Source organism: Jezberella sp. (genome assembly GCF_964834465.1).
In genome coordinates this window covers 48,901-71,396 of sequence record NZ_CBAZRM010000008.1, presented here as the reverse complement: position 1 = coordinate 71,396, position 22,496 = coordinate 48,901, and the positions used below count along the sequence as shown (strand labels likewise).

Sequence of the window (22,496 nt, the reverse complement as noted above, 5' to 3'; positions counted from 1 at the left end):
GTTACTAGTGTAGTCGGCAACGTGGCAAAATGTGTCTTTTGCAAGCCAAGAGTAACCAACACAACTGTATGATGTCCGATTTCGTGCCACCCGCCTCTGCTGTTACGACGAACTTTTTGCGCAACATCATCGAGAATGACCTTGCGACAGGCCGCTTTGCCCAAAAACGCTGGGCAGATGCGCCTGCAACGGCTGAGCAACTGGCGTCTGCCACGTTAGATCCTGCCCGAATCAGAACACGCTTTCCCCCCGAACCCAACGGCTATTTGCACATTGGCCACGCCAAAAGTATTTGCTTGAACTTTGGGCTAGCACGAGACTATGGTGGCATCTGCCATTTGCGCTTTGATGACACCAATCCAGAGAAAGAAGACCAAGAGTATGTCGACGCCATCATGGACGCTGTCAAATGGCTCGGTTTTGACTGGCAAACGGATGGCAAAGCACATCTCTATTTTGCCAGTGATTATTTTGATTTGATGTTCACGTTCGCTCGCTCGCTGATCAGCGCGGGCTTGGCATACGTCGACCAACAAAGTCCTGAAGAAATGCGCATGATGCGGGGCACACTGACTGAACCAGGCAAGAACTCTCCCTGGCGAGATCGCCCGGTTACCGAATCCGAGCGTTTATTTGATGAAATGCGGGCAGGCGCTCACCCCGACGGTAGCATGGCCGTTAGAGCTCGCATTGACATGGCCTCGCCCAATATCAATTTGCGTGACCCTGTTATTTACCGCATTCGGCATGCCGATCATCACCGGACGGGAAACAAGTGGTGCGTTTATCCCATGTACGCTTTTGCGCATCCGATTGAAGATGCACTCGAAGGCATCACGCACAGCATTTGCACGCTTGAGTTTGAAGACCAACGACCCTTTTACGACTGGACACTCGAACGGCTTCGCGATCAAGGTCATCTTGCGCCAGCGCTACCCCATCAATACGAGTTCGCGCGCTTAAATATGAGCTACATCGTCACGAGCAAGCGCAAACTATTACAGTTGGTGAAAGAGCATCATGTCGAGGGATGGGATGATCCGCGCATGCCCACTTTGGCGGGTTTGCGCCGACGCGGCTATACCGCCTCTGCCTTACGCTTGTTTTGTGAACGAACGGGGGTGTCAAAGTCGAACTCGCGGATTGACTATGCGTTGCTTGATCAAGCCCTTCGTGAAGATCAAGACCCGGTTGCGTGCCGATCAGTTGCCATTCTGAAACCACTGAAGCTGGTGATCACGAACTTCCCGCAAGACAAAGTCGAACCTTGTCACGCCCCCCTCAATCCGCATGACGAATCAGCCGGCCAACGCGAGTTTCCGTTCACACGCGAATTGTGGATAGAGGAAGAGGATTTTGCGGAAATCCCGCCACCAAAATATTTTCGACTCTTCCCTGGCAACTCAGTTCGTCTGAAATATGGTTACATCGTGACTTGTACCGGTTGCGTCAAAGACGAGAATGGTCGAGTCACTGAAGTACATGCTGAATACAACCCTGACACCAAAAGCGGCACACCTGGGGCAAACGGCGTAAAAGTCAAAGGGACCATCACGTGGATCAGCACGGCCGGGGCAATTGCCACCGAATTCCGACTTTATGACCGTTTGTTTTCTGTCCCCTACCCCGATGCTGGCGATCGTGACTTTCTCACGTGTTTGAATCCCAACTCAAAGGAAGTGGTTCACGGCTGGCTTGAGCCCGGTACCGTGGCTGAGCCGGGCGTGCTCTGGCAGTTCGAGCGGCTTGGTTACTTCACGCCTGATCTTTTGGATTCAACCCCTGCTTTACCGGTCTTTAATCGAACCACGACCCTGAAGGATACTTGGGCCAATTCATGACAACCGAGATACCTGCCCTGGATTTCAAGAGTGCCACACTCTACGCGATTCGGCTTGTCCTGAATCACGGTGACACCGATAGCCTGATCTCACTGCTGGGCGATCGAATGAAAGAATCTGGTACATTTTTTGAAGATGAGCCCGTGGTGATTGACGCCACCAACCTCACCACTGAGCTGGATTGGAAAAAACTACTCACTGCACTGAAATCCCATCGATTGCCCGTCATTGGCATGGCAGCCACGGGCGAGCATCTGAACACCGCGAAAAAGCTAGGATTAACGCCAGTCGATCTCTCAGCCAGCCCACTAAAAACAAGTGCAGAACAACGCGCCTCAGAACGCAGTACCTCTGCGCCTAGCGCGGCACTCAGCGAACCCCCTGTTGCCGTTGCCACTGACCCGGACGCGGTCAAAAACACACCACCAGAGACGGTCGCTACTGCTGCCACCTCGCCCTCCCTCGCTGCTGTTCAGACCATGGTCGTTAAAGGACCACTGCGTTCAGGGCAGCGGATATACGCTAGGCAACGGGATTTGATTGTGATGGGGCTCGTGAGCCAGGGGGCTGAAGTCATCGCTGATGGCAATATCCATATTTACGGGCCACTGCGCGGCAAAGCGATGGCGGGTGCGCTGGGCGATACCAACGCCCGGATCTTTACAACAAAGTTCGAACCTGAACTCGTGGCAGTGGCTGGCGTGTACAGAGTCATTGATTCAAAGCTGTCCGCCGATATCCATCAGCAACCGGTGATGGTTTTTCTAGACGGACAAACACTGACGATCAAACCGCTTGACCGTTAAGATACACTCTCTGTATCGCGAAAGTTAGCTCATTTTCAACTGTATTTGTTTTATTTACATAGGGTTTTAGCGTCATGACACGTATTGTGGTGGTGACTTCGGGCAAAGGTGGTGTTGGCAAAACCACGACCAGTGCCAGTTTTTCTTCAGGTTTGGCGATACGCGGCTTCAAAACAGCGGTGATTGATTTTGACGTCGGTCTGCGCAACCTCGACCTGATCATGGGTTGCGAAAGACGCGTGGTTTACGATTTTGTGAATGTCATTACGGGCGAAGCGACGCTCAACCAAGCCCTGATCAAAGACAAAAATCTCGAAAACCTCTTTGTGTTGCCAGCGTCACAAACGCGTGACAAAGATGCGTTGTCCAAAGAAGGGGTTGAGAAAGTGATCAATGACCTCAAGGGTATGGGCTTTGATTACATCGTCTGCGACTCACCCGCCGGGATCGAAACCGGTGCTTTATTAGCTGCCTACTTTGCCGACGATGCCATCGTCGTCACCAATCCTGAAGTTTCTTCTGTGCGTGACTCTGATCGCATCTTAGGAATTTTGGCTTCGAAATCCCGTCGGGCGATCGAAAGCGATGAGCCGATCAAAGAGTATTTGCTTTTGACACGTTACAACCCAAAGCGCGTTGAAGACGGTGAAATGTTGTCGTTGAAGGATATCGAAGACATCTTGCGAATCAAACTGATTGGCGTCATCCCAGAGTCTGAAGACGTGCTGCAAGCATCGAACCAAGGCCTGCCAGCGATTCATCTCAAGGGGACTGCGGTATCAGAGGCTTACACCGACGTGGTCGCTCGATACTTGGGTGAAGAAAGACCATTGCGCTTTGTCGATTACGAGAAGCCAGGGTTGTTCAAGCGTATATTCGGAGGCAAATAATGTCCTTTTTGTCTATGCTGCTTGGGCAGAGAAAGACCTCGGCCAACGTCGCCAAAGAACGTCTTCAAATTATTCTGGCACACGAGCGAGGTGCGTCGAATACATCTCCAGATTATCTGCCTGCGCTACAACGCGAACTGATTGCGGTGATTTCAAAGTACGTCAATATCAATCCTGAAGACATCAAGGTTTTACTTGAAAGACAGGATGACCTTGAAGTGCTGGAAGTGAAAATCGAGATCCCGCAAAAAGCCTAACCGTTCTCCGCGGGGAGACTGCAACGATCCGCTAAACGTTACGGGCGGATCAATTTAGTCAGTGCCTGCACAACCTCAGCAGGGATGGTCACTGGCCGATTTGTCTCACGGTCAGCGTAAACGTGGACGAAATGTCCCTCTGCGCTCGCTATATCTTCGTCGTTTCTAAAAATGCCGAGTTCATAGCGAACGCTGCTATTGCCAAGTTTGGCAACTCGCAAACCGACATGCACGATATCGGGAAACGCAACGGACTGGTGGTAACGGCATTGCGTCTCTACCACCAAACATAAAGTCGGCGAGCGCTGCGGGTCAAGCACCCCTGCAGCGATTAAATAGCCCGTCACGCAGGTATCAAAATAAGCGTAATAAACAACGTTATTCACGTGGCCGTAAACGTCGTTATCCTTCCAGCGAGTGGTGATCTCACAGAAATGAGCAAACTTATCACGTGTTTCTGGCGGTGTTCGGCTCATGGCTGATATCGCTTGGTTAGTCGTTGATGCAAACAGAAGCACTGGCATCGGTGCGCAGACCCGCCAGCGCATCCCTTGGCGCTCTTGGGTGGTCACAACGATTGCCACGCATTTAGCGAAGCGCCTTGTAGCGCAAGCGTTTAGGGGCAGCACCGGCCTCGCCCAGACGACGCTTTTTGTCTGCCTCGTACTCTTGGTAGTTGCCGTCAAAAAAGACCACCTGCGAATCGCCTTCAAACGCCAGAATATGCGTAGCAATACGATCCAAAAACCAACGGTCGTGACTGATCACCATCACACTGCCGGCAAACTCAAGCAGGGCATCCTCAAGCGCTCGCAACGTTTCAACGTCTAGGTCGTTTGAGGGCTCGTCCAGCAGCAAGACGTTGCCGCCTTTGATCAAGGTTTTGGCCAAATGCAAACGACCACGCTCACCCCCGGATAATTGACCGACGGTTTTGTTTTGATCGCCCCCTTTGAAATTAAAACGGCCTAAGTAAGCTCGTGCTGGCATTTCAAATCTGCCTACGGTCAACATATCTGCACCGTCAGAAATCGTGTCAAACACCGTTTTGGCATCTGGCAGCGCATCGCGAGACTGATCGACAAAAGCAATGTTGACAGTCTTGCCAACGATGACCTCACCTGAGTCAGGCGTGTCTTGACCCGCAATCATCCTGAACAAGGTCGACTTACCAGCACCATTGGGGCCAATGATGCCGACGATGGCGCCAGGAGGCACCCTGAAACTCAAATTGTCGATCAGCAATCGATCGCCAAAAGCCTTGCTGACGTTGTTGAACTCAAATACTTCGTTACCCAGGCGCTCAGCCACCGGAATGAAGATCTCTGACGTTTCATTGCGCTTCTGGTATTCATGGGAAGACAACTCTTCAAACCGGGTCATGCGTGCCTTAGCCTTGGCTTGCCGACCTTTGGCATTTTGACGCACCCACTCTAGTTCTTTTTTAATGGTCTTCTGGCGAGCAGATTCAGTGGCCTCTTCTTGCTTTAGCCGTTCATCTTTTTGCTCTAACCAAGAGCTGTAATTACCCTTCCAGGGGATGCCGTGCCCTCTATCCAGTTCAAGAATCCACTCAGCCGCGTTATCCAGAAAATAGCGATCATGCGTCACACCCACAACGGTGCCAGGGAATTTTTTTAGAAAAACCTCAAGCCACTCAACGCTCTCTGCATCAAGATGGTTGGTCGGTTCATCAAGCAATAGCATGTCGGGCTTGGATAACAGCAAACGGCACAAAGCCACCCGGCGTTTTTCACCACCAGACAACTTGCCCACATTGGCATCCCAGGGTGGCAAACGCAAGGCATCGGCCGCGATTTCCATTTGCGTGTTGGTATCATCAGCGCCACTGGAAGCAGAGGCTGAAATGATCGCCTCGAGATTGGCTTGTTCAGCGGCCAAGGCGTCAAAATCGGCATCTGGCTCAGCGTACGCCGCGTAGACTTCATCAAGCCGTTTGCGTGCCGCAACAACGGCGCCAAGACCTTCTTCAACGGCTTCACGAACCGTATGCTCTGGGTTGAGCTTTGGCTCTTGCTCAAGATAACCAATATTTAACCCTGGCATGGGGACAGCCTCACCCTCAATCTCTTTGTCAACGCCTGCCATGATTTTGAGTAACGTCGATTTACCCGAACCGTTCAGGCCGAGCACGCCAATCTTGGCACCGGGGAAGAATGACAAAGAAATGTCACGCAGGATCTGACGCTTGGGTGGCACGATTTTGCCAACGCGATGCATGGTGTAGACGTATTGAGCCATTTTTAAATGAGTACGCAAATGAGAATGAGAGCAGCATTGTAGAGCTTAGTCTGTGACATTCAAATGAGAGAGGACTATCATAGGGGTCTCAACCATCATGCGCCCACGCAGGGCGCAACGCTCGGGTACCACGCTCATGACTAACGCCGATTTCGCCCTAAGTTTTACCGATGATGAACTCGCCATGCTGGGCAAAACCGCAGATGGTCTGAGCGCCTATATGGGCACCTCCGTGCTCGCCGAGATCGGCATGGACGACGGTGCCGAGTGGGTTATTTTCGCCATCCCTCTGGGGGTGGACGAAAAGCCTGATGAAAAGGCCTTGCATGTGCAAATGGGTGGCCCCGGTGCTCGCTTTGTAGGCGGACGGGGTGGTTTGGATCTCGATACCGATATCTATGATTGCCGCTACTTATGGTCGATTCAAATGACCGACGATCCTGAAGCGCGATTTGTGCGGCTCGATGAAAATGGCGACGAGTTTGATTTTTCTAACGACCTTGCCGAATTGTTGCCCTTCGAGACAACCGATGAAGCCTTGCCTGATCCAGATCTGGAACTGGCCGAAGATATTGCAGAGGACGCCGAAGATGAGGATCTCTACCATGATCCGGACGAGTCTCAACCCCCCCTCCACGCTCGACCTAAGGGCCCATTGCACTAGCAATCGACTCACGGGGTTAGCTTTCCAACGACCATCCATCCGAATAAGCATGGCAGGCAATGCGGCTTTCTTTTAGCCGGATCATGACGGGAACCTCGGTTTTGCATTTTTCACGGGCATAAGCACACCGTGGATGAAAGGTACAACCAGTCGGGGGATGAAGCGGGTTAGGGATATCACCCTCAACCGCAATGCGTGCTTGGCCTTGAACCGATAAATCGGGAATCGCAGCCATCAACATCCGGGTATAGGGATGCAAAGGGTCAGTGAATAATTGCTGTCTCGGCGCAATTTCAACAATTCGACCCAAATACATCACACTGATTCGATCCGCCATGTGACGCACAACTGCCAAGTTATGCGAGATGAACAAGTACGTCAGATTGAAACGTTGTTGCAAATCCTTCATGAGGTTGAGCACCTGGGCTTGAACTGAGACATCCAATGCCGAGGTCGGTTCATCACAGACGAGAAACTCCGGGTTGACCGCCAGCGCTCGGGCAATCGATATTCTCTGGCGCTGTCCACCTGAAAACTGATGGGGGTAGCGAGTTTTATCACTCGGATGAAGCCCCACTTGTGTCAACAAATCGTCGACCCGCCTGGACCTCTCTTCTGCCCCCATCTCGGTATGGGCCACCATCGGCTCGGCAATAATACGTTTAACTCGCCAGCGCGGGTTCAAGCTTGCATAGGGGTCTTGAAAGATCATTTGCAATCGTTTGCGAAGGGCCTGCCCCCCTGATTGGCGCAGTTTCTCGATGGGATGCCGGTCGAAATAGATATCACCGCTGGTCGAGGCATATAAACCCACCATCAATCGGGCCAGAGTTGACTTTCCACAACCCGACTCACCGACCAGTGCCATGGTCTCGCCTCTGCGAATCTCGAACGATACGCCATTCACTGCTTTCAGCGTTTGCCGTGGCTTTCGACTGATCAGTCGCTCGATCAACGGTGCGGAGACGTCAAACTCGCAGGACACCTCCATCGCTTCAACGAGTGGATGTCGCTGCGCCCTGCTGATCGAATACGTCTTCATCATCAGACGTCCTGCACGAGCCAACAAGCGGCGCGCGAGCGTTGCGTGACAAACAAAGCGGGTGACGAACTTCGACAGGCATTGATTGCTTTCGTGCACCTCGGATTAAACGCACAGCCGTTGGGGATTGCGTTCAATCTTGGCATCGCACCATCAATTTGCCGCAACCGATGCACCTGATGCCGGGTTGAAGGTATCGACTGCATGAGCCCCACGGTGTATGGATGTTGAGGCGCATTGATCAAATCGGACACGCTGCCTTCTTCGACAACTCGTCCGGCATACATGACCAGAACTCGGTGAGCGATCTGCGCGATGACCCCCATATCATGCGTGATGAGCATCATTGCTGTACCTTGTTCACGGCAGAGCTTTTTCAACATCGCGATGATTTGAGCCTGAATCGACACGTCAAGCGCAGTAGTGAGTTCGTCGGCGATGATTAATTTGGGTTGTGCTGCCAACGCCAGCGCGATGACCACTCGTTGGCGCATGCCCCCTGAAAACTGATGAGGAAACTGATTAAGACGCTCGCTGGCGGCCGGGATACCGGTCGCTTCGAGTAAGGCGATGGCATGTTCACGTGCCTGAGACCATGTCAGACCGAGGTGGGTCAATATGGTTTCAATGAGCTGATCGCCAATGGTATACAGCGGGTCAAGGGCAGTGAGTGGGTCTTGAAAAATAGAACCAATTTCACGTCCACGAACTGACCGCATTTGGTCTTCTGTGAATTGATCGATTCTGCGGCCATTGAGCCAAACCTCGCCCCCCGCCAACCTGCCTGGCGCTTCCAATAATCCAATGATGGCGCCGCCCATGACCGATTTACCGGCGCCCGATTCTCCCACGACACCTACGACCTCCCCTTGCCCGATAGAGAGCGAGACCTTATTCAACGCCGTGAGCGCCTTTTCTCTGGTGGGAAACTCAACACTCAACTCGCGAAGCACAAGCACAGGCGTCATGGTCAACTCAATCTAGGGTTCAGCACATCGCGCAGCCAATCGCCCATCAGATTGACGGACAAGACAAGCAACACGAGGACAAGAGCAGGAAAGGTCGTAATCCACCACTCCCCTGAAAACAAAAAGTCATTGCCAATCTGAATGAGCGTACCAAGCGAAGGTGATGTCACAGGCACCCCTACCCCCAGAAATGACAACGTAGCCTCGGTCATGATGGCGGTCGCCAGATGCAAAGTAATCAACACAATGACAGGCCCCATCACGTTGGGCAAAACATGGGTGAACATGATTTTTCTCGTTGAGATTCCTGTTACCCGTGCCGCTTGCACATACTCTCTGCCCTTTTCAACCAAGGTCAGCCCGCGTACCGTTCGGGCATACTGCGGCCAACCCGCCAGCGCGATCGCTGCAACCAGCACGGGATAGCTAATAAAGTCATGCAATTTTGCAGGGACCAAAGTTCGCGCGAGGCCGTCTACCATCAGCGCAATCAAGATTGCAGGAAAGGACAATTGCAGATCAACATACCGCATGATGAGTGCGTCAATTGTGCCCCCAGCATAACCAGCGAACAAGCCGAGGGCGATGCCAATGACCATGGCAAGCAGGACTGAGGCAAGACCAATGGCGAGAGACACTCGAGTGCCGTACATCAACGCAGACAATACATCTCGACCTTGCCCATCAGTCCCAAGCACGTGCTGCAACGTCCCCTCGCCAGTCCAAGCCGGTGGTTTGAGTGCATCAAGCAATTCAATTGTCGATAAGTCAAAGGGGTCGTAAGGGGCTATCCAGTGCGCCCCGACGGCACTGATCAAGAGCATCAGCAAAACCACCGTTGCAACGATCGCAACCCATGATTTTCTCCAGGACCAGACGAAGTCACTTTCCCAGAGTTGTGAGAGGATGTTTTGCATGATTTCTATCCGCGCCTGGTTTCGTTCGACAGCCGCAGCCGCGGATCAATCACAACATATAAAAGATCGACCACCAGGTTGATCAGGACAAACACCAGCGAGATCAGGCAAAGATAAGCCGCCATGACGGGGATGTCTGAAAATTGCACCGCCTGTATGAACAGCAATCCCATACCAGGCCATTGAAAAACGGTTTCAGTGACAATCGAAAAAGCGATGATACCCCCGAGTTGCAATCCAAGCACCGTGATGACAGGAATCAAAGTGTTTTTCAATGCGTGCCGGTAGTGAATCGCTCGTTTGGTCAACCCTCGGGCACGCGCGAATTTGATGTAATCGCTGCGCAGCACCTCAAGCATTTCAGCGCGCACGAGACGAAGCACCAAAGTCATTTGAAAGAAAGAGAGAGTAATGGCCGGCAATATCAAATGCGACCAACCACTTCGTGTCAGTAAACCCGTCGACCAAAACCCGATTCGCACGACCTCTCCGCGGCCAAAACTGGGCAACCATCTCAAAAACACCGAGAAGACCAAGATCAGTAGAATCCCTTTCAAAAACGTCGGGAGTGAAACCCCCAGCAAAGAGAGCACACGTAAGGCCTGCGACAAAAATGAGTTGCGACGCAGGGCGGTGTAGACGCCTAGTGGCAGCCCCACGCACAGGGCAATCAGCGAGGCGACAAAAGACAACTCGAGCGTTGCAGGCACTCTTTCGCGCAACAGCGTGGATACTTTCTGCCCGTGTTGCAACGAATAACCAAAATCACCGCGAACTGCGTCGTAAACAAAATGATAGAACTGAACAGCCGGTGTGTCATTTAGCCCAAGCTCTTCGCGCAGGGCAACGCGATCCTGCTCTGAGGCATCTTGCGCCAGCATCAACATCACCGGATCGCCAACGGACTTAAACATGATGAAGGCGACCAAAGCCACTGCCAACATCACGCCCACAGACTGCACAACTCGACGAAGAATGAAAGCGATCATAAGACCTTACCAACCTGAGCTAGCCAGACGATCTGGCCAGCACGCATTCAACCCCTCATGCTTACTCGACAACAATCCAATCCATGACAGGTCGGTTGTCTGCACGGTGGGTCAACTTGATGTTTTTCTGCATCGCCCAAGGGATCACTTGATTATGCAAAGGCAGCGAGCCAAATTCTTTGGCAAAGATCGCAAATGCCTCATGGATCATGTCGTCGCGCTTCTGTGCATTCGATTCAACTTTGATGTCATCGATCAAGGCATCTACTTTCGGATTGGAGTAGCGTCCATAGTTAAACTCGCCGTCTGCGCCCTCACCAACGGTGTGCACCAGGGCTTGAAGGGTGTAGTAACTGTCAAACGTGGGAACACCCCAACCAAACAAATAGGCGCTGGTATCCAACTTCAACACTTTGGGATAGAAAAGGCTTCGGCGCATGGCATTGGGCTTGGTGTTGACGCCAATTTTGGCCCACATGCCAGCGATGGCCTGGCAAATGTCAGCATCGTTGATATAACGGTCATTGGGGCAATCAAGCGTGAGGTCAAACCCTTTTTCGTAACCCGCTTCTTTCATGAGTTGCTTTGCTCGATTGAGATCGAAGGGGACTCGCTGATCCATCTCTTTCGTCCACCCGTGTACCTGAGGCGCAATCATGGCACCGGTCGGCTGGGATGACCCTTTCATGATATTTTTTTTGATCGCCTGAATATCAATGGCACGGTACAGTGCTTCTCTCACCCGAATATCTTTAAACGGATTGGCATCCTTGACGCTGCTGTACGCTAGCTCTTCATTTTTTTGATCCAGGGCGATATAGATCGTGCGTGTCTCATTACCCTCGACGATCTTCAACTGTTTAGAGAGACGATCCAGATCCTGTGGCGCTGGGTCCAGCACTAAATCGAGCTCGCCAGAAAGCAGGGCCGCTGTTCGAGTGGCGCCATTTTTGATCGGCGTGTAAACGATTTCAGTGACGTTACCCTTCTTGGTCGGCTTACCCCACCAGTTCGGATTCTCGACATAAACCGTTTTGACGTCAGGCTCGCGCGACTTTAGTACAAAGGGACCCGTACCCATCGCATGACGCGAGGCATAGCTGTCTTCATGTTTGGCATAGTTCTGCGGCAAAACCGCGTCGTGCGCCTCGGCCCAAGCTTTGCTCATCATCCCTAAAACGGTCAATTGCTTCAGAATGACCGGGTTTGGCTCTGATAACTGGATTTCTAAGGTAAGAGGATCAATCGCCTTAGCCTCTCGGATACCAGAAACATAGGCTTTGTACTGTGAGGTCGGTGCCAAGGCGCGCTTAATTGAAAAAGCGGCATCTTCGGCGGTAAAGGGACTACCATCTTGAAATTTAACCCCTTCCCGCATTTTTAAGCGCAGACGCAAGGGGGACACTTGCTCCCATGACACAGCCAGTGCGGGGGCGGGTTCGAAATCATCATCCGCCCGGACTAAGGGCTCATAGACCCAAAGATTGACCCCTAAATTCAGCCCATCGCTCTGCGAATGAGGGTCAAGCGTCAGAATATCCCCCTGAGTCGCGTATCTTAGGGTCTTGGCATGAGCAGGTGCGCCAGCTGCTGCAATGACGAACGCTGCTACAGCGACTAACAGGCGAAACATAACCAACTCCTAAGTAATATTACGGCTCAATAGTGCCTGACTTCACCTAGGTCGTCAATCGGTTTATACGCTATATGGCGTATAACTTTGATCCTTAGATAAGATTCGCTTAGCCTTGCTGGATGAGGCGTTTTAGTCGACAGTGACCCAATCCATGACTGGACGGTTATCAGCACGATGGATCAAGTTAATGTTTTTTTGCATGGCCCAAGGAATAACCTGATCATGCAAAGGCAAAGAACCGAACTCTTGTGCAAAAATTGCCAATGCCTGATGGATCATTTCGTCTCGTTTTTCAAGATCTGTCTCGATTTTGATGGCGTCAATGAGCCGATCGACCTCAGCATTTTGATAGAAACCGTAATTAATATCCCCCACAGCCCCGTCTGATCGGCTGTGAATTAAAGCTTCAAGCGAATTGTAGGCATCGAATGTAGGTGCCCCCCAACCCAATAAGTAGGCGCTCGTGTCAAACTTCGCGAGTTTTGAAAAAAAAGGCCCTCTGGGGATGGCGTTGAGTTTCGTGCGAACGCCTATTTTGGCCCACATGGCGACTACAGCTTGACAAATGATGGCATCATTAATGTAGCGGTTATTAGGACAATCCAGCGTTAACTCAAACCCATCCCCATAACCTGCCTCGGTTAACAGGGCTTTTGCCTTGTTCAAGTCATACGGCACCCGTCGAGCCAACTCGGCAGACCAGCCATGAACCTGAGGGGCGATCATCGTGCCTGTCGGGGCGGAGACGCCTCGCATGACAAATTTATGTATTGCTTGAATGTCGATTGCCCGATAGAGCGCTTCTCGAACGCGCTTGTCTTTGAAAGGGTTCACCCCTTTGAGGTTGCTATATTTCAGCTCAGCATGCCCTTGGTCCAGGCCGATAAAGATGGTGCGGTATTCGTTACCATCGAGCACCTTGACCTGTTTGCGCATCCGGTCCAAATCTTGCGGAGGCGGATCCAGCACAAAATCCAACTCACCAGACAATAAGGCGGCACTGCGAGTCGCATCCTGTTTGATCGGCGTGTAGACAATCTCAGTGACGTTACCCTTTTTAGTTGACTTGCCCCACCAATTCGGGTTCTCGACGTAGACGGTTTTAACATCCACCTCGCGTGACTTAAGCATGAAGGGCCCTGTCCCCATCGCGTTTTGCGACGCGAAAGTTTCTTCTCGCCCTGACAAGTTCTGTGGCACCGTAGCACGGTGGGTCTCACACCACGCTTTACTCATCATGCCCAGCACCATGAGTTGCTGCAGAAAAACCGGATTAGGGGCGAACAACGTGACTTCGAGCGTCAAAGGATCAACGGCCTTCACCTCTTTAACGCCGGCGGCATAGGATTTGTATTGTGAAGATGGGGCCAAGGCCCGCTGGATTGAAAACGCGGCATCCTCAGCGGTAAACGGCGTACCATCCTGAAAGCTTACCCCCTCACGCAGCTTAAACCGCCAAAGCGTGGGGGTGACTTGCTGCCACGAGACCGCGAGTGCAGGTGCTGGTCGAAAATGCTCATCCGCCCTCACCAGGGGTTCATAGACCCACAAATTGGCTTCAATGCTTAAGCTATCGTTCAGCGCGTAGGGGTCGAGCGTCAAAATATCACCCTGGCTGGCCCACTTGAATGACGCCGCGCCGGTCGTCGTCGTCAATGCGCAGAGCAATAAGGCGCCTGCTACAGAAAGCCACCGCATCATCAACCCCTAAGAGAAATCACCAATGCGGATATTGCCCTACTGCCAGCTAATGGTCAAACGTCATGAGTCACTTTGCGCGGCGCAGTCGGTCTCTCAGGTAGAGCGCGAAGCCCAGTGGGTAGGTCACAACGATCAAGACCACAGCCAGAGGCCGTCTGACTTGATAGGGATCTGCGCAAACAGTCATTTGCCCGATAGGTTCTGTCGTTTTAGTGAGATCGCTACCTAGCCATTTTGCTCTCAGCGAAAATCTCGTGTGCCGTGCCGCTGCCAGCACAAAGGCCATCGGTCGGATCCAAAACCAATTCAAATGATGGGTCAACGTGTCATGTGCCAATGCACGCAAGCCTTGAATGCTCGCATCTGACGACACGGCCTGATCGTCGCCACGCGTAATCGAATCAGGCGAGTCGTAATAGGTTCTCAGCACGACATTAACAAAACGCGTTTTGTAGCCTGCCTTGGCGATTCGCCACCAAATGATGCTTTCTGGCAAATAACCCGATACATCCTCAGGAAATGGGTATTGACGCATGACTTCAGTTCGCTGAAAACCGAACTTTTCACCTTTTACCTGATACCTGAGAATCATCTCCATGGGGGTACTATCGATGACGTCGGCGGGGTACGAGTCACCCACAATCGAACCATCGGGCCGAACGCACAGGCCGGTGACGGCAGAAAACGAGCCTCTCTGAGTGACGGGGATATCGTGCCAGAGTCGCTGCATGGATGCCAACGCTTCAGGCAGCAGGGTGTCGTCGCTATCGAGCACCACAAATAGTTCACCCAGAGCCAGCTTTACCCCTTGATTGAGCGCGGCTTTCTTGTGGCTGTTGGTTTGCCACACGTAGCGGACCGAGAATGGCGCTATGAGGCAGCATTGTTCAACCCAAGCGCGAGTATCATCCGTGGAGCCATCGTCCACGATGAGCCACTCGAAATCGCGGCACGATTGAGCACAGAGCGACTCGTACACGCGCGACAACAAGTGTGCGCGGTTGTAAGTCGGGGTAAAAACGGTAAAAAGGAAAAGGCCCTTTTCCGGGCCTTTTTCTTGTATCGCAGACAAGGCGCTGTCAACGAGCATCACATCATCCGTGGGGATTTATTGTGCTTGCCACCATGTGCTTGCCATCACCGATTTAGACGCGCTTGACTTTCTCAAGCATTTTAAACACGCCTTTGGGCGAGTTGGCGAACAAGCGCTTAAATGCCTTGCCTAAACATTTACGCTCGAGCGTGTTGCGACGGGTACGTTTTTTTTCAGAAGCCATGACTTTCTCCAGCAGGGAACTGAGTATAGTAACCCAAATCCACACGCCTATCTAGGATTGGACATCATTGTCACGTTTTACCCCTATGATTGACCCATGAACCCGACGATCAAAATCACTGGCGCACGCCAAAACAATCTCAAAAACCTCGACATCACGTTAAACACAGGCGAGCTCACCGTCATCACCGGCGTCAGTGGGTCGGGCAAGAGCTCACTGGCGTTTGATACCCTGTATGCCGAAGGCCAACGTCGATATGTTGAGACGTTCTCGCCCTATGCACGTCAGTTTTTAGACCGCATGGACAAGCCTCAGGTCGATCGCATCGAAGGCATTTTGCCGGCGATCGCCATTGACCAGACCAATCCGGTGCGCAGTTCACGCAGCACCGTTGGCACCATGACTGAGCTCAACGATCATGTGAAACTCTTATTCGCGAGAGGGGCGCAGTTACATTGTCGTGGCTGCGGCAAGCGGGTGTGCAAAGATTCGACTGGCTCGATACTTAAAGCGATCACCGAGAACGCTGAACAAACGGGCGATCCGAGACTTGTCGTCACCTTCCCCGTACAAGTCCCTGCCAATTTCACACAGGATGAGGTCAAGGGTTTTCTGGATCAACAGGGTTACACCCGAATTCATGCTGACCTGGCGACGGTTAATCCCGTCGCAGCGCCATCGATAGGGTCTTCGAAAGCCCGTGCATCCGTTAAAAAGGCGGCCGCAAAGACGCTATCGTTGCGTACGTTACTCGTTGTGCAAGATCGATTCAGATTGTCGAGTGCGGACCCGTCGCGTGTCATGGAGGCGCTGGATATCGCGCTAAAAATGGGTAATGGCCTGATGGCCGTGCATGCCGTGAATGATGAGGGTGAAGATACGCACCTCTGGAAATTCAGCGACAAGCTGCATTGCGCAGACTGCAACATCAGTTACAGCGATCCTTTGCCAAGTACTTTTTCTTTTAATTCCCCGCTTGGTGCTTGTGAAACCTGTCGCGGCTTTGGTCGAGTCATCGGCATTGATTTTGGTTTGGTCATCCCGGACGAGAACAAAACACTCGAAGGCGGTGCCATCAAAGTATTTCAAACGCCGACGTACAAAGAATGTCAGGAAGAAATGGCGAAGTACGCATCGCGCGCCAATGTATCGCTGAATACACCTTGGAAGCACCTGCCTCCCGAGCATCAGGATTGGGTGCTTCAGGGCGATCCCGCTTGGGTGGGGGGCAACCAAGCGTGGAAGTCGCAATGGTACGGGGTACAACGCTTCTTCACGTACCTTGAAAGCAAATCCTACAAAATGCATGTAAGGGTTTTGTTATCCAAGTACCGTAGTTACACCCCCTGCCCCAGTTGTCATGGCGCTCGTTTGAAAGCGGATGCCTTGTTATGGAAACTGCAAGATCACTCGGTGCAAGATTTGATGCTGATGCCGATCACGCGACTGAGAAACTTCTTCGATCACTTGCGTTTTACCGGTGCGATGGATGCGGCGATGGATCTGGTCATGACCGAAATCCGTGCGCGAGTGAAATTTCTGTGTGATGTCGGGTTAGGTTATCTCACGCTTGACCGGCAGAGCCGAACCTTATCGGGCGGTGAAGTACAACGGATCAATCTGACAACGGCGCTAGGCACATCGCTGGTCAACACCTTGTTTGTGCTTGACGAGCCCTCTATCGGGTTACATCCACGCGATATTCATCGCGTCGTTGAGGTCATGCAACGCCTTGTCGTTGCGGGCAACACCTTGGTCGTGGTTGAGCACGATCCGCAGGTCATGATTGCGGCGGATCGGATCATCGACGTGGGGCCAGGGCCTGGCGAACGGGGCGGCCAAATCGTCTTCGACGGCACGCCGGCTGCCATCAAGTCGGCCAAAACACTGACTGGTAAATATATGGGGGGCATTTTAAAAGTCGAATCCCCGCGGCCGCTGCCTGTCGCGGACAATACCCCTCGATTGCTGCTCGAAGGCGTCACCGCCAACAATCTTAAAAACATCTCGATCAGTATCCCGTTAGGTCGACTTGTCTGCGTGACTGGCGTTTCAGGGTCAGGCAAATCCACACTGATTCAAGATGTGCTGTACCCCGGTCTACTTAAGATCATGGGCAAGCCGACCGAATCCCCCGGCGCCTTTGACCGAATCCTTGGCGCCGAGCAACTGGCTGACGTGGTGATGGTGGATCAAGCGCAGATCGGCAAAACAGCACGGTCCAATCCAGCCAGTTATGTCGGTGCCTTCGATCCGATTCGCAAACTCTTTGCGCAAGCACCTCTCGCCCGCGAGCGTGGCTATACCGCCGGTACGTTCAGTTTTAACAGTGGTGATGGTCGCTGTCCCACCTGCGGCGGGACTGGGTTTGAGCATGTTGAGATGCAGTTTCTTTCAGATGTTTATATTCGCTGTCCGGATTGCGATGGCAAACGGTTCAGACCCGAAGTGCGGGAGGTAGAGGTCGAACATCTCGGACGTCGTGCCTCTATCGACGCTGTCCTGAACATGACAGTATCTGAGGCGCTCGACTTCTTTAAAGGGCTGCGCGATGTGCAGCTGGGATTGGCCCCACTTGAAGATGTGGGGCTCGAATACGTCAAACTGGGACAACCAGTGCCCACCCTGTCAGGCGGAGAAGCGCAACGTCTAAAGCTGGCAGGACACTTGGCTGAAGCGGCCAGAAGTGGGATATCGACCGCCAAGGTGGTGAAAAAAGGCAGCTTATTTCTGTTTGACGAGCCCACGACAGGTCTGCATTTTGATGATGTCTCGCGCTTAATGCGCGCCTTTAGAAAGTTACTTGGCGCGGGTCACACCTTGCTAATCATCGAGCACAATCTTGACGTCATCCGTGCGGCTGACTGGATTATCGATTTAGGGCCTGAGGGCGGAGACGCGGGTGGCGAACTGATTGTCTCTGGTACCCCAGACGAGGTGATGGCGCATCCGACGTCCCACACGGGCGAAGCTTTACGCGAGTACGCAACCGCCATGACGCCAGACGCGATCGGCCAAACCGTCGCGCCGTCTGCCGACGCATTGACCTTGTCGGAGCCAGACACCGGTCGCCCGTTACAAACGATGTTCAAAGAAAAAAGACGTCTTGCCTCTCACATCGAAATCCTGCACGCTCGAGAGCATAATCTCAAAAATATCAGTGTCAAAATCCCACACGATAAATTCACGGTGATCACCGGTGTATCAGGTTCTGGCAAATCCACCCTAGCGTTCGACATCCTATTCAATGAAGGGCAAAGACGGTATTTAGAATCACTCAACGCATACGCGAGAGCTATCGTCCAACCCGCTGGCAAGCCAGATGTCGATGCTATCTTTGGCATCCCGCCGACAGTAGCCATCGAGCAACGAACGAGTCGAGGTGGCCGTAAGTCAACCGTTGCCACGATGACCGAGATTCACCACTTTTTACGTTTGCTATACATGAAGCTCGGTACACAAATGTGCCCAACCTGTCATGTCAGTGTTGAACCACAAAGTGCTGATCAAATCGTTGCCAAGTTATTGCGCGACCATAAAGGCCATCACATTGGGCTTTTATCGCCGCTCGTCACGGCTCGCAAAGGCTTCTACACCGACTTGGCAAAATGGGCCGCCGGCAAAGGGTATACCCATCTGCGCGTCGATGAGGCCTTCATCCCCACCGCTGGGTGGCCTCGTCTGGATCGGTTCAAAGAGCACACGATCGAGCTGCCTGTGGCTGACCTCACCGTCAGTGCCGAGCATGAAGCAGCGCTGCGCAAAGCCGTGCATAGCGCACTCGAGCATGGACAAGGGGTCATGAGCGTGGTCTGGCCACTCGGCAACCTTCGAACGGATCTCAATGCTCAACTTGAACAACAGCACTTTTCGGTCAAGCGCGCGTGCCCCAGTTGCGGCACCAGCTTCCCAGAACCCGACCCACGGATGTTTTCCTACAACAGCAAACACGGTTGGTGCCACAGCTGTTTTGGCACCGGGTTGCAGTTACAGGGATTTGATGCTGAACAGACGGGCGAAGAAACCGCCTGGAACGCCTGGTACGAAGGGGAAACAACTGCCTGTGCGAGTTGTCATGGCGCGCGCTTGAATCCCGTGTCGAGGGCCGTCCTCTGGCGCGAGAAATCGATTGCCGAACTCGCGGCGATGCCGGTCTCGGACGCTCATACGTTTTTTACTGCGCTGGTCGCAAAAGGTCGCGAGGCCGATATCGCTCGCGACATCCTGAGCGAAATCCGCAGTCGCTTATTGTTCATGCAAGAGGTCGGCTTGGGCTATCTGGCGTTGGATCGCGCAGCGCCCACGCTATCTGGCGGTGAAGCCCAACGGATACGTTTGGCTGCGCAGCTGGGGTCGAATATGCAGGGCGTTTGCTACGTGCTTGACGAACCAACCATCGGTCTTCATCCTCGTGACAATCGCATTTTGCTCGGTGCGCTCACCCGCCTAGAGCGCAACGGCAATACGCTCGTGGTGGTTGAACACGACGACGACACGATCCGTCGAGCCGAACATGTCATTGACATCGGCCCTGGTGCTGGCGTCAGAGGGGGGCGTGTGGTTGCCCAGGGGACCTTACAAGACTTAATGGATGCGCCAGAGTCAGTCACTGGCCACTATCTCAGACACCCTCTGCAACATCCAATACAGCCGCGCCGGGCTGTCACGAAAGAAACACCAGTCATCACCGTCAAAGGCGCCCGACTGCATAACTTGCGCCACGTTGATGCGCACTTCCCGATCGGTCGGCTCACCGTGGTAACGGGTGTTTCAGGATCCGGCAAATCAACGATCGCCAGAGAAGTACTACTTGATAACCTGCACACAGCTATCCAGCAACGGCAAGCGCCAGCCTGGCAGGGCTGCGAATCTATTGAGGGGTGGCAGGTACTTGACCGAGTGTTAGAAGTGGATCAGACACCGATTGGCAAAACACCGCGCTCTTGTCCCGCAACCTATATCGGCTTCTGGGATGACACGCGCAAACTTTTTGCAGATACCAATGAGTCTCGAATCAGAGGCTGGTCGGCGGGACGATTCTCGTTCAATACGGGTGACGGTCGCTGTCCGATTTGTGAAGGACAGGGCATGCGCACCCTTGAAATGAGTTTCTTGCCAGACATTAAAGTGCCGTGCGATGCCTGCGCTGGCGCGCGTTTCAATACCGATACATTGGCGGTGCGCATGCGTGAAAAACACGCGGGTGATGTCCTAAATATGGAAGTCGATGACGCGATTGAATACTTCGCCGCCCATCCTCGCATCCGGCATCCGTTGCAACTCATGCAAGACGTTGGCCTTGGCTATTTAACACTGGGCCAACCCTCGCCGACGCTTTCGGGGGGAGAGGCTCAGCGCATCAAACTGGTCACTGAACTCGCCAAAGCCCGGATGACGGAAGGGGTGATCACGACCGGTCGCGCCTCACGTCTACCGCATACCCTTTATGTGTTGGATGAACCGACCGTCGGGCTATCAATGGCAGATGTCGAGAAGCTGGTCCGTGTGTTGCATCGTCTGGTGGAAGCGGGCAATACGGTGGTGGTGATCGAACACAATCTTGATGTCATCGCAGAAGCAGATTGGTTGCTGGACATGGGTCCAGAAGGCGGGGTGGGCGGTGGCCAACTGGTCATCGAAGGCACGCCAGAGGCCGTTGCTGCGGCTCATGCTCGATCGCATACGGGTGAAGTTCTCAAGGATTTTTTGGCACGATGATCAGGGTGCATCTTCGAATCTCAGCTGAAAAAGAGCCGATACATCAACCGGCCCGGCACGAAGGTAAACGCACCCGCAATCATCAATCCGCCGACATAGGTGTACATCATGGTTCGCTGATGCATCTTAATGTTGCCTTGGCGCGCGAAATACACCCCCCTGACCAGTTGTGACAGCACAAACAGGCTCAGCAGGTGAATGGGTGAATAGCCCATCAACGGGCTATTTGGCCAGACTTCTTTGATCCAGAACGATGAAAGCGAAATCACCACCATCATGACGACCCAGAGCCAACCCAGTCGTCGATGACTTGGCGTCCCTTTCGGTCGAATCAATTGATAAGCCCCCAGCGCGAATGCGCTGAGCGCAAACAACAAATGAATCACGATCGGAAAAGGTGCCTGCCAAATCAGTTGAACGTTCATGTCACTACCTCAATGCGTTAAGTCTTTCAAGAAAGTGCGGCCAAACATCGGGGTTCGCCATCCGGGGCGCGAGTTCGCCTTTTAATAGAGCAACAATCTGATCTGCCGCCATGACGGCAGCATGATGGCGCGCCTCGTGCGTGACACCCGCGGTGTGATAAGTGGCGACCACCTGAGGCAGCGACAGCAGCGGGTGATTCAGCGCGGGGGGCTCTATCGTCCACACGTCCAAACCGGCACCCGACAAATGACCGTCGTTCAATGCCGCGAACAACCCTTGCTCATCATGAATCCCGCCCCGCGCTGTTGACAGAAAGACAGCGCCACGTTTCATGGCGTAAAACTGTTCGCGACTAAACAAATTAAGTGTGTCAGGTGACCGCGGGCAGTGCACCGAAACCACATCAGCCTGCGCCAGAACCGCATCGAAACGCATGGAGACTGCACCGCGTTGCGAAATTTCACTATCAGAGAGGTGAGGGTCGAAGGCAATTACTTTCATGCCGAACGCGGCGGCTAAGGTCGCGACTCGCCTGCCGATATTGCCAAGCCCGATCAACCCAAGGGTTAAGCCGCGAATTTCTCGACCCATCAAATCTTCTCGCGTCGAATAGGCAGCTGCTCGCATGACACGATCGGATTCCGTAATGCGGTGTTTCACCGAGAGCAATAAGCCCATCGTATGCTCGGCAACTGAGTCTGCATTGCAACCTGACTGATTCACCACGAGGACCCCATGGCGCGAACACGCGGCAAGATCAATCGGATCGTAGCCGGCGCCTGAGCTCGATGCACACAGCAGATTGGGGCATTTTTTAAGCAGGTCTTCAGTCACCCAATATTGCGATGGCACTTCGTCGCGCGCCGCACACACATGGTAGACGTTCGCTTTGCTCAAGGCGCTGAAGTTTTGCGCCTCGTTGTCCGCGTACCGCAATATCGAGCACTCAATGCCGTGTTCTGCAGACAGCTTTTCGTCAAAGGCAGGATTCAACCAAAAGTCAAACCTGACAACCCGTTTTTTATTCAATGGTGATCTCACTAAAAACGCCACATTCTCAGGTGCGGCTGTTGTTCAGGTAACGATGCGGTGACTGACCTTC

General features: G+C 53.0%; 18 protein-coding genes. 6 read left to right on the top strand and 12 right to left on the bottom strand.

Annotated features, from left to right (window positions below):
• Positions 1-68: 68 nt before the first annotated feature.
• From AC1W8Y_RS07725 to minE, 4 genes are all read left to right on the top strand, one after another.
• Positions 69-1,841, top strand: a complete 1,773-nt coding sequence (locus AC1W8Y_RS07725) for a glutamine--tRNA ligase/YqeY domain fusion protein (RefSeq protein ID WP_482013895.1) — start codon at positions 69-71, stop codon at positions 1,839-1,841.
• Positions 1,838-2,647, top strand: a complete 810-nt coding sequence (gene minC, locus AC1W8Y_RS07720; protein WP_482013894.1) for a septum site-determining protein MinC — start codon at positions 1,838-1,840, stop codon at positions 2,645-2,647. Before AC1W8Y_RS07725 ends, minC begins: the two co-directional genes overlap by 4 nt.
• Positions 2,648-2,721: 74 nt before the next feature.
• Positions 2,722-3,537, top strand: a complete 816-nt coding sequence (gene minD, locus AC1W8Y_RS07715; protein ID WP_482013893.1) for a septum site-determining protein MinD — start codon at positions 2,722-2,724, stop codon at positions 3,535-3,537.
• Complete coding sequence (gene minE / locus AC1W8Y_RS07710) at positions 3,537-3,794, top strand: cell division topological specificity factor MinE (RefSeq protein ID WP_482013892.1); 258 nt, start codon at positions 3,537-3,539, stop codon at positions 3,792-3,794. The genes minD and minE overlap by 1 nt, the downstream gene beginning before the upstream one ends.
• A 38-nt stretch (positions 3,795-3,832) precedes the next feature.
• Here the strand turns inward: minE and AC1W8Y_RS07705 are convergent, their stop codons facing one another.
• Together AC1W8Y_RS07705 and ettA are read right to left on the bottom strand one after the other, a co-directional pair.
• Positions 3,833-4,270, bottom strand: coding sequence for an acyl-CoA thioesterase (locus tag AC1W8Y_RS07705; RefSeq protein ID WP_482013989.1), 438 nt, complete (start codon positions 4,268-4,270; stop codon positions 3,833-3,835).
• 112 nt (positions 4,271-4,382) lie between these two features.
• On the bottom strand, positions 4,383-6,056 hold the full coding sequence (gene ettA / locus AC1W8Y_RS07700; protein ID WP_482013891.1) for an energy-dependent translational throttle protein EttA: 1,674 nt from the start codon (positions 6,054-6,056) through the stop codon (positions 4,383-4,385).
• A gap of 97 nt (positions 6,057-6,153) precedes the next feature.
• Between ettA and AC1W8Y_RS07695 the strand changes: the two genes are divergently transcribed.
• Positions 6,154-6,720, top strand: a complete 567-nt coding sequence (locus AC1W8Y_RS07695) for a hypothetical protein (protein ID WP_482013890.1) — start codon at positions 6,154-6,156, stop codon at positions 6,718-6,720.
• Positions 6,721-6,736: 16 nt separating this feature from the next.
• Here the strand turns inward: AC1W8Y_RS07695 and AC1W8Y_RS07690 are convergent, their stop codons facing one another.
• The 8 genes from AC1W8Y_RS07690 to AC1W8Y_RS07655 form a co-directional block, all read right to left on the bottom strand.
• Entirely contained in the window at positions 6,737-7,765 is a 1,029-nt protein-coding gene (locus tag AC1W8Y_RS07690; RefSeq protein ID WP_482013889.1) for an ABC transporter ATP-binding protein, read from the bottom strand.
• Complete coding sequence (locus tag AC1W8Y_RS07685; RefSeq protein ID WP_482013888.1) at positions 7,765-8,730, bottom strand: ABC transporter ATP-binding protein; 966 nt, start codon at positions 8,728-8,730, stop codon at positions 7,765-7,767. The genes AC1W8Y_RS07690 and AC1W8Y_RS07685 overlap by 1 nt, the downstream gene beginning before the upstream one ends.
• Positions 8,731-8,732: 2 nt before the next feature.
• A complete protein-coding gene (locus tag AC1W8Y_RS07680) occupies positions 8,733-9,647 on the bottom strand; it encodes an ABC transporter permease (RefSeq protein ID WP_482013887.1) in 915 nt (304 codons plus the stop codon).
• A gap of 5 nt (positions 9,648-9,652) precedes the next feature.
• Positions 9,653-10,636: an ABC transporter permease gene (locus AC1W8Y_RS07675; protein ID WP_482013886.1), complete on the bottom strand. Its 984-nt coding sequence runs from the start codon at positions 10,634-10,636 to the stop codon at positions 9,653-9,655.
• Positions 10,637-10,697: 61 nt separating this feature from the next.
• Positions 10,698-12,269 (bottom strand): ABC transporter substrate-binding protein, encoded by a 1,572-nt coding sequence (locus AC1W8Y_RS07670; protein ID WP_482013885.1) that lies wholly within the window; start codon positions 12,267-12,269, stop codon positions 10,698-10,700.
• A gap of 132 nt (positions 12,270-12,401) precedes the next feature.
• Positions 12,402-13,973, bottom strand: coding sequence for an ABC transporter substrate-binding protein (locus AC1W8Y_RS07665; protein WP_482013884.1), 1,572 nt, complete (start codon positions 13,971-13,973; stop codon positions 12,402-12,404).
• 67 nt (positions 13,974-14,040) lie between these two features.
• Positions 14,041-15,063, bottom strand: coding sequence for a glycosyltransferase family 2 protein (locus AC1W8Y_RS07660; RefSeq protein WP_482013883.1), 1,023 nt, complete (start codon positions 15,061-15,063; stop codon positions 14,041-14,043).
• A 55-nt stretch (positions 15,064-15,118) separates the two neighbouring features.
• The gene (locus tag AC1W8Y_RS07655; protein ID WP_259673308.1) at positions 15,119-15,250 is read right to left on the bottom strand and encodes a hypothetical protein; all 132 of its coding nucleotides are present in this window, start codon (positions 15,248-15,250) and stop codon (positions 15,119-15,121) included.
• A gap of 96 nt (positions 15,251-15,346) precedes the next feature.
• Here AC1W8Y_RS07655 and uvrA point away from each other — a divergent pair, with 96 nt between their 5' ends.
• Positions 15,347-20,968 (top strand): excinuclease ABC subunit UvrA, encoded by a 5,622-nt coding sequence (uvrA, locus tag AC1W8Y_RS07650; protein ID WP_482013882.1) that lies wholly within the window; start codon positions 15,347-15,349, stop codon positions 20,966-20,968.
• Between the two features lie 20 nt (positions 20,969-20,988).
• Here uvrA and AC1W8Y_RS07645 read toward each other — a convergent pair whose 3' ends face one another.
• Positions 20,989-21,393, bottom strand: coding sequence for a DUF2306 domain-containing protein (locus AC1W8Y_RS07645; protein WP_482013881.1), 405 nt, complete (start codon positions 21,391-21,393; stop codon positions 20,989-20,991).
• Positions 21,394-21,397: 4 nt separating this feature from the next.
• On the bottom strand, positions 21,398-22,423 hold the full coding sequence (locus AC1W8Y_RS07640; protein WP_482013880.1) for a hydroxyacid dehydrogenase: 1,026 nt from the start codon (positions 22,421-22,423) through the stop codon (positions 21,398-21,400).
• Between the last annotated feature and the right edge of the window lie 73 nt (positions 22,424-22,496).